General features: G+C 48.2%; 14 protein-coding genes. All 14 read right to left on the reverse strand.

Features of this window, described 5'->3' with window-relative positions:
* Positions 1-301 (reverse strand): PASTA domain-containing protein (locus tag J4G02_12645; GenBank protein MCE2395427.1); only part of this gene is annotated, 301 nt, incomplete at its 3' end.
* Positions 302-311: 10 nt separating this feature from the next.
* The gene (fmt, locus tag J4G02_12650; protein MCE2395428.1) at positions 312-1,343 is read right to left on the reverse strand and encodes a methionyl-tRNA formyltransferase; all 1,032 of its coding nucleotides are present in this window, start codon (positions 1,341-1,343) and stop codon (positions 312-314) included.
* A 2-nt stretch (positions 1,344-1,345) separates the two neighbouring features.
* Positions 1,346-1,855 (reverse strand): peptide deformylase, encoded by a 510-nt coding sequence (gene def, locus J4G02_12655; protein MCE2395429.1) that lies wholly within the window; start codon positions 1,853-1,855, stop codon positions 1,346-1,348.
* Positions 1,856-1,923: 68 nt separating this feature from the next.
* The gene (locus tag J4G02_12660) at positions 1,924-2,424 is read right to left on the reverse strand and encodes a hypothetical protein (GenBank protein MCE2395430.1); all 501 of its coding nucleotides are present in this window, start codon (positions 2,422-2,424) and stop codon (positions 1,924-1,926) included.
* On the reverse strand, positions 2,399-2,899 hold the full coding sequence (gene lspA / locus J4G02_12665) for a signal peptidase II (GenBank protein MCE2395431.1): 501 nt from the start codon (positions 2,897-2,899) through the stop codon (positions 2,399-2,401). The genes J4G02_12660 and lspA overlap by 26 nt, the downstream gene beginning before the upstream one ends.
* A gap of 29 nt (positions 2,900-2,928) precedes the next feature.
* Positions 2,929-5,292: a class I tRNA ligase family protein gene (locus J4G02_12670; protein MCE2395432.1), complete on the reverse strand. Its 2,364-nt coding sequence runs from the start codon at positions 5,290-5,292 to the stop codon at positions 2,929-2,931.
* Between the two features lie 65 nt (positions 5,293-5,357).
* Positions 5,358-5,630 (reverse strand): YggT family protein, encoded by a 273-nt coding sequence (locus tag J4G02_12675; protein MCE2395433.1) that lies wholly within the window; start codon positions 5,628-5,630, stop codon positions 5,358-5,360.
* A 24-nt stretch (positions 5,631-5,654) separates the two neighbouring features.
* A complete protein-coding gene (proC, locus tag J4G02_12680; protein ID MCE2395434.1) occupies positions 5,655-6,470 on the reverse strand; it encodes a pyrroline-5-carboxylate reductase in 816 nt (271 codons plus the stop codon).
* A gap of 30 nt (positions 6,471-6,500) precedes the next feature.
* Positions 6,501-7,181, reverse strand: a complete 681-nt coding sequence (locus tag J4G02_12685; protein MCE2395435.1) for a YggS family pyridoxal phosphate-dependent enzyme — start codon at positions 7,179-7,181, stop codon at positions 6,501-6,503.
* Positions 7,182-7,271: 90 nt separating this feature from the next.
* A complete protein-coding gene (locus J4G02_12690; protein ID MCE2395436.1) occupies positions 7,272-8,201 on the reverse strand; it encodes a sugar phosphate isomerase/epimerase in 930 nt (309 codons plus the stop codon).
* Positions 8,202-8,301: 100 nt separating this feature from the next.
* Positions 8,302-9,153 carry a putative 4-hydroxybenzoate polyprenyltransferase gene (gene ubiA, locus J4G02_12695; protein MCE2395437.1) on the reverse strand — a complete coding sequence of 284 codons (852 nt, stop codon included), beginning with the start codon at positions 9,151-9,153 and terminating at the stop codon, positions 8,302-8,304.
* A gap of 89 nt (positions 9,154-9,242) precedes the next feature.
* On the reverse strand, positions 9,243-10,292 hold the full coding sequence (locus tag J4G02_12700) for a zinc-binding alcohol dehydrogenase (GenBank protein MCE2395438.1): 1,050 nt from the start codon (positions 10,290-10,292) through the stop codon (positions 9,243-9,245).
* A gap of 63 nt (positions 10,293-10,355) precedes the next feature.
* Complete coding sequence (gene pabB / locus J4G02_12705) at positions 10,356-11,780, reverse strand: aminodeoxychorismate synthase component I (protein ID MCE2395439.1); 1,425 nt, start codon at positions 11,778-11,780, stop codon at positions 10,356-10,358.
* A gap of 50 nt (positions 11,781-11,830) precedes the next feature.
* Positions 11,831-12,886 (reverse strand): site-specific DNA-methyltransferase, encoded by a 1,056-nt coding sequence (locus J4G02_12710; GenBank protein MCE2395440.1) that lies wholly within the window; start codon positions 12,884-12,886, stop codon positions 11,831-11,833.
* Positions 12,887-13,150: the final 264 nt, after the last annotated feature.

The raw sequence follows: 13,150 nt of genomic DNA on the forward strand, positions 1-13,150 counted from the left end.
GAATGGGCTTGTTTAACTTAATCTTGAAATTCGCCGGAGGTTCTTGCTCGATAACTTGTCCTATTGGAAAGTCAGGGCTTGGCTTTTTTTCTTGCACAGGATCGACTGCCAATCCTGAACTCGTGATAAGCAACACCGCTTGTTCGTAGCTTTGTCCTATTAGGTTGGGCACAGCAATCTCCGGAGTTTGGACTTGCTGCGGAATAATCCAAAAGAGGAAAACCAGTCCGATAACACCTAGCACTCCGAGACACACCAGCAAAACTTTAATAACAGCAAATAATATGGCATTTCGGCGCATGTTCAACCTATTAATCTGTTGGCATTTCCTTACAAAAAAGCTGATCGCCTGTTTTTAACCGATATCCATTTATAAAAGCACTAGCGTCCATTTCCTTTTTGTTCGCAGGTTGGATTCGATCTAACCGTAAGTGCTTGCCTCCCAACTCGTTGTGGTCATTTTGTGGCTCAACGCTATCCGGACTGCCTTGCCCGGTAAAGACAACGAGTTCTTTGTTAGATGTCACCTCAATGGTACCACTAGGAAGTTTTGGAGAATCCAGATAATCAACAACAGTGCAAGCAGTTATCTTCAAACGGAGATCATCGTCTGCGGTTTGCTTGTCCGATTTTATCCACGTATACGCACCGGGCCACATCGAAACACCACGCACTAGATTACGAATCTGATCTGCCGGCTGGTTCCAATCAATTTGACCAGCCTCCTTGGTAAGTCGAGGGGCATGAGTCGCTTGAGAATGATCTTGGGGTTGATGCGGTGGCGGACCATCTGAGATACACCCTAACGCTTGAATCAACAGGGCAGGTGCCAAATTTGCCAATCGGCTTGAAAGGGTAGCCGCATCATCCAAAATATCAATTGGCAGACTGCTTTGCAGGATAATATCTCCCGTATCTTCTCCTTCATCAAGCAGCATAATTGTGACCCCTGTTTCCGTTTCACCATTAATGAGCGTCCATTGAATCGGAGCAGCTCCCCGATATTTTGGGAGACACGAGGGATGCACATTGAGACAGCCATAAGGCGGCAGTTCTAGCACCGATTGCGGAAGAATCTGACCAAAAGCAACGACAACGATCACGTCGGGCTGAAGTTCTCTAAGCACACGAATGGCATCACGATGCCGAACCCGTTCCGGCTGATAAATCGGGAGATTGTGAGCAGCGGCGATAACCTTGACGGGCGTTGAGGTAAGCCGCTTCCCTCTACCGCTTGGACGGTCCGGTTGTGTTACAACACCAACGAGTTCAAACCCCTCCGCAATCAATTTTTCTAAACTTGGAACGGCAAATTCACTTGTGCCCATGAAGAGCATCTTCATTTTTAATCACCGCTTTTTTCGGATGATTCCGGTCGAGGTTCAAGCAGTTCTTGATCTTCGGGACGCAGCAGATCAGTAAACAAAATCCCGTTCAGGTGGTCAATTTCATGTTGCAAAACCCTTGCCATCAGATTGCTAGCGTCAAACTCAATTTTGTCCCCATTTGGCAGCAGTCCTTCCACCTTTACAATCGCTGCCCGCCGAACCATTCCTCGCACTCCCGGCAAACTGAGGCAACCTTCTTCGCCCAATTCTTCACCGACGGTCATTGTAATGACGGGGTTAATCAACGCAATCCGCGGGTACTCCGGGTGGTGCTCTTCTATGTCAATGACGACAATTCGTTTGGACACGCCGACCTGTGGTGCTGCCAGACCAATCCCTTGTGCCTCGTACATCGTCTCAAACATATTTTCGATAAACGGGTGTAGATCTAGGTTGATCTCTTGGACAGGAGCAGCCTTTTGCCGTAAGACAAGCGCATCGTTGGTTTGAATCTCTAAAACAGCCATAATATAAAGCGTAATGCGTAAAAAAGCGAACCAATGAATTAATTGCAATAATCTGAATCGTTAGTCCACTAGAACCGAACGCGAACGAGCGGCACAACAACCCCCTGCGGCTCATCGGGGTTCCAATCGTTCTGCCCGACACGTTGGATTGGGACTCGTCGTGGAGGAGTTATACGTTGCGGCGAAGTAGGAATTAGTTCTTCCGAAGGATTTTTGTCATGCGTATGTAGCCAATCCCAGAAACCGATGAAGAGAGCAAACGACAGTGCAGATGCTCCGATAATTTTGAAATCTGTCGTGGAGAGTTCCGGTGCGAACTCGTTTTGCCGAATCATTTGGATACCACGTACACCGACATAGCTATGAATCGCTGTAAACGGCAGCGCAATGAGGGTCACAATTTCAAAGCGGCGTAATGTGCTTTCATGGTAAACCTCTTCTTCCTGCCGATGGGCAGACGATGCTTCATCTTCCGGATTCTCCTGAGACTGGGCAAGGGTATTGGTCGCCGTCGTCGCGGTTAACATCAGAACGATGAGTAACCTAATTTTCGATCTGTTTCGCTTCATCGTAGTCTCCTCGATGCTGAAATAGGTAAACCATCAACATCCCGGCACCGATACAAACAGCGACATCGGCAACATTGAAAGTGGGCCACCAGAAACCGGGCAGTCGAAATTGAATAAAATCTGTGACTTCCCCCAAACGAACACGGTCAATAAAGTTACCAAGTGCACCCCCAAGCAGAAAACTGAGCGCAATTTTCATCCACAAACTCTCGCGGAATTGTCTGTAGTAGTACGCAATGAAGCCAATCGCAACAATTGAAATAATAACTAGCAGTACACTTTGTCCCGGCATCAGCCCAAACGCAGCACCATCATTTGTGTCATGGCGTAGGTTTAATATACCCTGAATTATCACATGTTGACCGTGACGCGGAATATTTTGTTGAATCAACCACTTAGTGAGCTGATCCACCAATAACACAGGCAAAGTAACACCAAATATAGGCAAAATCAACTTTAGTATGTTTCTCTGCATTGCGAATATCCTTTCCTCTAGCGGTTCGTTCAGAGCATATCTGCATCACCAAAGCACGGAAAATCAGCAGGGGAAATCCAATGTTTCAGAAAGATGCTCGACAATTCAGATTCATCTTCGCTTTGAGTGTCCTCCGCAGGTAAATCACTATCCACCCACATCCGGATTGAAGCGTAGGTTTGTTCAGAGAAAAAAGGAATGATTGGCGCAAACCGCTGTACCAGGACATACAAAATCCCTAATAGCATTGTTTGACAAGACCTTTTTTCTAGTACCGTTTCTGATGTGTTGAACCAATTATCGACAAACTGCTGAAGATCTGATTGGCAAAAGTCTCTCAAAAGACACCACGCTTGATAATAGTCCCGTTGCTGGTAGGCGGAGTCTACAGATTGCAGCACGCTAGCAGTGGTGAATAACTCCTGTGTATCCGGCATCGTCATCAGTTCTAGCCGGGGTTCCTCTGGATCAGGAGTAAAATCTTCAAGATGATTTAATATCATGGCACAGAGCTCTTGAATGGCACTGTATTCCTGATGACACTGTTGGAGATGCGTCTCGACTGATGACGGGTCTAAATTGGGTTGGATGTAGAACAAACGCAGCACATCCTTCGGATAGTCCTCCATCCAACTTTGGTCGACACCAACCGACTGGATATTGGAACGATCTCCTGCCAGCTCCACATTCAAGGGCTCCACATCGGAGATCGCAATTGAAGTCAAAACGCACTGAGCGAACCACTTGTGAAATTGATTCGAGTAACGGAAGTAAACATTAACCGGATTTACTGCATTTCCCTTGGTTCCAAAATTGTTAATTGTGTTGAGAAGCACTGCGAAGCGCCCATCAAGGGTTGTGAATTCTTTCCGAAACTCCTTTCCATCACAGTTAGGACATAGGGTATTCGGAGGCAACAGATCCTCAACATTCAACTTAAACCAACTATCAGCACCGCGACGACTCACCAGAGTACGGATGGCTTTGATAATCCGGGTGTCAGAAAGTTCTCTTCCGCATCTTTGGCACTGAAAAATCGGAATCGGAGTTCCCCAACCTCTGTGGCGTGAAACTGGTGGAGCTGAGAGTTCTTGAATCGTTTTTTGTATCCAATCTCTATCTTTAGGGGCATAGGATACCAAATGTTCATCTGAACAAAGAACCCGCTCCCTCAATTGGTTACTGTCTAAGGAGAAGATCCATTGTTGAATTGAACGAAATAGGACTGGCATATCACACCGCGAACAGTGGGGCTGGTGTGCCTCCTCAGATTCTGCTGATATTAGGTAGCCCCGTTTTTCCAATTCAAAGGCAATGAATTTCCCGGCATCGGAAACTTCGAGACCACAAAACTGCTCGGAATCCTCCGTTAAACGTCCAGCATCATCAATAACCGATGTAATTGGAAGTTGTAGGATTTGAGCAATTTGATAATCATCAGGGCGGTGCCCCGGGGTGAGTGGCCTAACTCCGGTCAGTGGTTGAGGTGTTGTCTCTTCGTCCGGCGCATCGTCTTGCTCAGAAATATCTGGAATAACAACGACCTGAAGGTCTTTGCCTAGAAACGGATGGGCGCAGAAGCAATCCGTCAGCACATCAACTGGACAGGTTTGCAATCGATTTATATCTGCCTGCTGATCCGGTGGAAAGCAACCTAAGAGATCATCCTCAGTGAGGAGAAGGATTTCACCATCTAGCTCAACAATCCAATATTCGCTACTTTCCTGCACCCCAATGGCAACGCTTCCAGCCAGACACCATAGATCTTGAACCCGCGCTAACAGATAAACGTCCTCGCCAAACTCTTCTAAACCGATGCTGACAGGAAATTTGACATACCCAGAATACGCCGGCGCGGGCTGATTCTTTATCTCATCTGCATCTAGTATAGTATTACATTTTGGGCACCAGGCTCCTAATTTTTGATCCTTATTCAGATACCCCAAATCCTGTAGCGTACTGAAAGCATTGATAATTTTCGCTTCATCGCGTGAATCCAGAGTCTTGCCCTTCTTCCAATCTCCAAAAATCCCAACCGTTCGCAGTTGGTTTTGCTGTTGGTCAATCTCACGCTGGAACTCACGTCGACACTGCCGGCGAAATCGAATTGCATCAAAGGTGCCATCTTTATACTCACGATTCAACGCCTTTGTCTCGACAGTAGGAGTATAATAATCCCAATGCGGTACATACTCTACACCCATCCCTTGCATCATGTTAGATTTCAGGAAGATGTCTTGGCAGATCTTACCTTTGAACACGTCCAACTTCAAATGATCGGTAGCTGTAGGCATTTCGCGGAGGACATAGGCGGTCGATTTCGCTCGTTGGATTAGTTGAGCGTAAATATCAATTTCATCCCATAATGTTAGAATTTTTTCTTCAGTCAGCATTTTGAACAACCGTTAGGGTACACCTAATAAATACAAGAATTCAGAAGTTCTGAACAAATGGACACTTACAAGGTTGACCTCAACATCCTTTGCAGTATTTGTAAAAAGAGTATTAAGATAAGCGGTGAAACGTCAATTCCCAAGCCCCCTGTCATAGGACGAAGAACACGGCGAATGGGGTCTAGCGCTGGGTCAACAAATCGGTTCGTCATCCAATAAAGTTGTCTTACTGTCGTATTGCCAGAGAGGTTCACAATCCAAGATAATATAACATTAGCAAAAACGATGATTGAGTAAATCCCAATCACTTCAATCATGAGAGGCATCAACATTTCCATAGTTGAGAATCCTTCCAATCTCACTCAATTTGCAAGCTCTTCGGAGCGTTTTGTAGCGGCACTCACAGCATCAGCAATAATCGCCCGCAGCCGCCCACTCTCCAACGCATATAATCCCGCCGCCGTTGTCCCGCCCGGCGTCGTCACCCGGTTTTTTAGGACTGCTGGATGTTCGCCTGTGTCCTCAAGCATTCTGCACGCTCCAAGCACCGTTTGTAGGGCAAGTTGATATGCGTCAGGACGGTTCAACCCGACCTGTACCCCTGCGTCAGCAAATGCTTCAATGAAGAGAAACACAAACGCGGGGCCGCTGCCGCTTAAACCGGTAACGGCGTTCAGATGTCTCTCCTCCATGATCAGTGATTTGCCCGCAGCGTTGAAAATTGCTTGGGTTGCGGCAAGGTGTTCGGTCGTGGCAGTGCTTCCCGCTGCGATTGCGGAGATCGCTTCCCCCGCAGATGCGGCGATGTTTGGCATCACACGGACAATTGGCGGCGACGGTGAGGTAAAATAAGATTCTAATTGGGCTGTCGAGACACCTGCTGCAATGGAGATAATCCACTGGGACGGAGATTGGAGGGTGGCAGCAACCTCTGGAAAGACATCTGGTACGTTATTCGGTTTGGCTGCATATAACAGACAGTCCACATTCTCCACCAGTTGCGAGATATTTTCCGCACTATTGACCCCTAACTCCTCGCACAACTGGTCAACGAGGGGACGATAGACATCTGTTATCCAAACCTGTTCAGGTGGTAGTAAATCACGCACAACGCCTCTGACAATCGCACCTCCCATATTGCCAACGGCAATGAAACCGACTCGAAGTTTAGTATCCAAAGGGCTATGCTCCTATCTGCGTCAAATGTTTTATTCCCGTTCTCCAAAGATTGCTGTACCGACCCTGATGAGATTCGCGCCCTCCTCAATAGCAACCTCAAAATCATTGGTCATTCCCATTGACAGGGTGTCCATCTCAACATTCGGAAACTGCTGGGCGATAATTTTCTCCCGGAGTTGTCGCAGCAATGAGAACATCGGACGCACCGCTTCCGGATCTGGCAGAAAGGCACCGATTGTCATCAATCCTTTGATCCGGACATGGGTGTAAGGCTGTGCACTTTCAATGAACCCTAGCGTCTGATCCGGTTCCAGACCGTATTTGCTGGGTTCAGCGGAGGTGTTGACCTGAATCAGTACCTCTGTCGTGCGATTTGACTCAGCAGATCGTCGATCAATTTCAGCAAGGAGGCGAGGGGTATCCACGGAGTGGATGAGATCAAAAATTTGTAAGGCTTGTTTTACTTTGTTCCTCTGCAGATGACCGACCAGATGCCACTTTACAGGATGGTCAATTTGGGGGTGCTTACTTTGTGCCTCTTGGACGCGATTCTCGCCAATGTGCGTAATCCCTGCCTCAATTGCCTCTACAATTAGACTGACAGGCTTGGTTTTAGAAACAGCAACGAGCTCTATGGAATCTGGATCGCGTCCAACGCGTGTGGCAGCTGCAGCTATCCGATCTTGAATCCGCGAAAGATTGTCGTGAATAGAAGCCATTATCTACCTCCCACCAGAGCGAATTAACAGAGATGTGCAAAACAGCTAAATGATAGCATATTTCAAGAAGCGATTGCAAGATCAATTCCTGACCTTCCAGAGACTTGCAGGGTCGTAGGGTTCCCCGTGCTTGGGCAGAAACTGGCGCAGATGTCGCCCACCTAGTGCGAATCCAGCAAGTCCCGGCATCCCCCGATCCTCATTCTCAACACAAAGGACATAATCATATCCGGACTCAAGAAGTGCACCGATGATTGTTCCCCAGTTCAACTGTCCGCGTCCGGGAACGCGATATTGCCACCACCAGTTTCCGATAATTCCTTGACGGAAGCGCATTTGTGGACTGACTTCACAGTCCTTCACATCAGCATAGTACCACTTGCCGGAAAACATGCGGATAGCATCTTCTGCCGGCAAAATCCCCATCCAGAGCCAGTGAGAGGGATCGCAAGATAATCCTAGGTTGTCGGAAGGAATTGCGTCAAGGATGCGTTCCCACATCTCCGGATTACAGGCGATGTTACCCATTCGTACCGCACAATCAAGCGCGATCGTTACGCCCTTCTCTTCAGCAAAGCGGATGACCGGTGTCCACATTTCTTTGAATCTACCCACCAGTTCAACCGACCTATCGCCCGGGTTTCCGGGGTTTGAGGAAAATTGTCCGTAAAAATGCCAACTAACAGGGCTGCCTGCATAGGTCACGAGGACTGGTGTGCCGAGCATACTTGCCGCTTCAATCGCTCGTTTGAGATTTTCACGAGCGGCTTCACGCGTTTCGAGATCATCGTCCAGCAGATTGTTGTGAGCACTTAACGCGGCAAGATAGATATCGTGTGAACGCGAGGCGTCGTTGATTTCATCACCACCTGTTTGTAGGATATCTTCGGGATCAAATATTCCACTAGCGTTAGGACGAATCGCATCAAAGCCGTTTGCTTTCGCCCATTTGAGACACTCTTCAAGACTCCATGCACCCCCACCTACACCCGTACTAAAACTGATGTCCATAATTTTATCTCTTTCTATCTATAAAGATTTTAGATTGGAACGATAGATCATGCCTTTACTTGATTAGCAATTGGCAGCTAAAGCGATCATTTATGTGGCGCTACCATACTAAATCCACAACAGATAATGCCATGAGCACCAAACTCACCATGCCGTTCAGCGTGAAGAAAGCGAGATTTACTCGTGAAAGATCGTGCGGCTTGACGATGGCATGTTCATAAACCAAAATAACGATAACAATTCCAACGCCAACCAGATAGACAACACCAAGATTCGTCAATAACGTAACGCCGAGCAGGACCGTAATCATGACTACATGCAGCACCGATGAGATCCATAATGCCGGTCGGATTCCGAACTTCGCAGGAATTGAGTACAACCGATGCTTGCGATCAAAATCGAAATCTTGACAAGCGTAGATGATGTCAAATCCCGCCGCCCAAAGCAGCACCGCCAATCCAAGCAGCGTAGGTGTCCAATCAAATTGACCCTTAATGGCGATCCACGCGCCGATCGGCGCAATTGAGAGGGATATCCCAAGCCAAAGGTGAGAGAAAGAGGTAAAGCGTTTAGTATAAGAGTATCCCATAATCACCACAAGTGCAACAGGTGAAAGCGCAAAGGCAAGTGGATTGAGGTTATAGGCAGCAAACATAAGCAGTGCAGCGGAAACAAGTGTAAACGCCCATACTGCTCCCTTCGCGATCAATCCCGCGGGAATCGCTCGCATTGACGTGCGTGGGTTCGCTTTGTCAATCTCCGCATCGGCGAGTCGATTAAATGCCATAGCACAACTGCGCGCCCCGACCATGGCAACGAGTATCCAAGCAAACTTGTCCAACGCTGGCAATCCGTCCGATGCGATAAATGCGCTCATGATTGCAAAGGGCAGCATGAAGACTGTGTGCTCAAATTTGATCATGTCTAGGATGATCTTAATTTTTCGGAAAATCGTGGCTCACCCGCCTTTCGACAATAAAATATAGTATAGTCAGTATAGTGTACCGTATTGCGATTGTCAATCCATTTTTCGCCTGCGGATTACGGCATAGTGAAGACAACTCCCAACGCCTCGTTCGGGGTTTGGATGAGTTTCTCACATGCGTCGGCGGCCTGATCGATTGGGACAATATCGGTAATCAGCGGTTTCACCTTTAGCTTGCCTTCAGACATGAACTGAAGCACCAATTCCAGATTTCGTTGTGTGGGCCAACGGACGAACACCGGTGGATAGTCTGCGCCATGTTCATAAGCCTCATCATGATAGCCGGGACCTGTCCGGGCTGCGCTGATTACGTCCACATTTCCAACGCCAGCAGCAAAACGGTGCGTAATACTCGCCCCGCCGACGATGACGATACGCCCCATCTTATGCGTATCCGGTGCTGTCTTGAGCATGCTGCGAATCTGACTAAACGCTTCCGTGCCATCGCCGCCGAATGCGATAATCCCACAGTCCATCCCGTATCCTTTTGTGAATTCCTCGGCAATCGGCACAGGGTCAACATCTCCCAATTGGATTGGCAAATCTACACCAGCCTCCTGTGCAATCTCAATTCGCCGTGGCAAGTGATCTAGCCCCATAACATACGCACCGGCAATCTGTGCAATTTGACAGGACAACTGTCCCACCAGACCAAGCCCCGCTACAACAACATTCTCGCCAATTGCGATTCGTCCGCGTTGCACGGCATGTAAGGCGGTAGCCGCGAGGTGATTGGACGCCGCTTCTGCATCGCTCACATTCTCAGGGATCTTTGCACACAGATTGTGCGGTATACATGCGTGTGTTGCGTGTAGTGCGTACCCGCCACCCATTCCCGACACGCGATCGCCGATTGAGAACTCATCGCAATTCCCTTTTGTGCCGATGACGACACCAGCATTGGTATAGCCAAATGGACGTATGGTTGGATTCGGTTGTGGGTTCGCGCGTCTGCCCTTGACCCCACCGAGTCCGGAGCCCGGGCTTACCATCGAGGCTTTGACTTCTACCAGTAATTGGCCCGACTCAGGTTCAGGGGTGGGCTGCTCCTCCGTCCAGATTTTTCCGTTGCTATCCATCACAACAACTTTTCTTGTTTGGCTCACGATGTTCTCCTTATGATCACAGGTTTAGCAGTCAAACACAATCCAATAGATTCGATATTTTACCTATTCATGTTTCATGTCGCCTTCCAAAACAGCCATCCAGCTGCTCGCTTTATCTAGCGTCTCCTGATATTCTGCCTCGGGTTCGGAATCCGCAACAATACCGCCGCCAACGTGAAAGTAGGCACACCCTTCCTTGAGGATGCATGTCCGAATGGCGATATTAAGATCCATCGTCCCGTCGAATCCGAAGTAGCCGATTGCTCCTGTATACACGCCGCGATCTGTCGGCTCCAATTCATCAATTAGTTCCATCGCTCGAATCTTAGGTGCCCCGGTAATAGAACCGCCGGGAAAGCACGATTTCAGGAGATCGATTCGGTCAGCGTCTCTCCGGAGTGTGCCCCTAACAGTTGCGACGAGATGATGTATGTTGGAATAGCTTTCGAGCGCGACGCGCTCCGGCACATGGATGGATGCGATTTCGCAAACGCGCCCGAGATCATTTCGTTCAAGATCCACAATCATCAACAATTCGGCGAGATCTTTTTCGCTATGCAGCAACTCTGCCGCCAATTTGCGATCTAACTCCGGTGTCAAGCCGCGTGGGCGTGTCCCTTTGATTGGACGGGTTTCGACGGTTCGGCTACCTAGCGAAAAATGGAGAAACCGTTCAGGAGAAGCACTCAAAATGTGAAAATCACCACAATGGAGATACGCCCCATAAGGCACAGGACTCAACTGACGCAAGCAAGCGTATAGCTCTGGCGGGGGCAAATCACTTAACGTCGATAACCGCTGCGACAAATTGACCTGATAGATGTCGCCTGAAGCGATATACGCCTTCGCGCGTTGCACAGTGGAGAGATAGTCTGCTTTGGAAAAATTAGATCTGATTGGGGATTTCGTAAAATGTGAAGCGTGAGACTTGAATGCTTCGGAGCGCAGCTGTGTGTGGTGATTTTCAGATTGGAGAATCGAGCGGAGTTTTTCGGTCTGCTGTTGATGTCGGTTGGCATAACTTTTGTCGACATCCAATCGGCATAAATAGACCTGATTGGACAAGTGATCAAATGCAACAGTGGCATCGTAGAACGCAAAATAACAATCGGGGAGTTTGAGGTCGTCGTGTGTCGTAGAGGGTAGTTCTTCGATGAAGCAGCGGAGGGGATAACCAAAATATCCAACTCCACCGATAAACGGCAGGTCGGCGGGCGGTGTTTGTGATTGAAATCGATTCAAAATTTCCCGTAGCGCGTCAAACGGATCGCCCGACTGTTGTTCGACCCGGTCCCTCCAATTAAACTGGAGGTCTGTCCCTTTGCTGCGGAAAATCAGGAAAGGATGCGAGCCGACGAATGAGTAGCGGCCAAGCCTTGGGGCATCCATACCGCTATCAAGAAAAAAACTGTGCGGTTCATCAGCCAACAACTGAAAGAGATCAAAAGCTGTCAACCGTGTCTGAATCTCTTCGAGAGTGGAAACCATGCAGGTCGTGGTTCAAGCTACCTTTCTTGGCAAGGTGGAAAGGGGAGTATCTACAAGCTATCCCCAAACAAAGATGATGTATCCTCATTGGTCATCGTCTCAACCCGATTTTGTGCATATTGGCAATACTCCGGGTTAATATCATAGCCGATGAAATATCGTCCGAGTTGTTTGCAGGCGACAGCTGTGGAACCGGAACCGATGAAGGGATCTAATACGACATCGCCCCGGCGTGTGAGAAGGTACAAAAACTCCTCAATGATTTTTACGGGATAAATTGCTGGGTGCTTGATTCCTTTAATTGATTCGACAGAATGCTCGAGCACATCCCGCTTGAGTTTGTTGCCACGTAACCGAATAAGTGTGAAACCGTTTTTTTCAATCTGAATTTTACGTCCGCCGTCTTGTCCGCCAAATGCTTCTGCATGGATACCCCGAATTTTCATCCGTAATCCAGCGATCTCACCACGGTGAACTTCTTGGATTGCTTCTTCCAAAGCAACGCGGGCATTGTGTTTTTCGTCCTCGGACAAATCTGATTGATCGATTAACTTGAAATATTTTTGCCCCACACTCCGCCCTTGAGATTGCAATTTTTTTGGTGGGGTTTCGTCTACCATGAACGCATCGGGATTATAAAAGTAATCTGCTGTCTTGACAAAATGAAAGAACGGCTCGGTGCTGCTGACCAATCGTCGTGTAAATTGGCGTGGTGTTGGATTTTTCTTCACCCATGTCACATCGTTAACTAGTTTCACCTCTCCTGTTTCCGTCGCCCCGATCGCAAAGCGGTACGGCACAAGGAGCAAGCTGCTATCTTCATACTTGTCTCCCAAATTAAACACAAGGCTCCCGTCATCTTTTACAACGCGAACACATTCACGGAACAGGGATAGCAAGTTCTCAAGATATTCCCTTAAGCGCGTCTCATTGCCCATACCCGCACCGTAATCACGTTGTTGGAAATAGGGCGGTGAGGTGATAACGAGTTGAACAGAGCGATCCGGGAGTTGTCGAACCAACTCCAGATTATCACCACATAAAATCTGGTCGAGTGGGAGGTCATTGGTATCGTTTCCGTATTGCAAAATTCTTCCTCTTAACATAGCCTAAGTTGCTAGTTGCGTGATGATACCACATACATGTCGCCCCGCTGGGGCTTTAAGGCTGGTTTTATCCTGTTTTCTATACACATGTCACCCCGTTGGGGCTATGAGTCGGGCAAGATGCCCGACCTACAGGTATCGGGGTTTGACTTTTACCGTGTCGCATATAACTAGGTTCTGTTGACATTTATGGTAGATTTTAGAATTACTTAGACACTCCCAATGCACAGCCAACCCCCTAAATCCCCCTTATCAGGGGGACTT

This window comes from Candidatus Poribacteria bacterium, assembly GCA_021295755.1.
GTDB lineage: Bacteria > Poribacteria > WGA-4E > WGA-4E > PCPOR2b > PCPOR2b.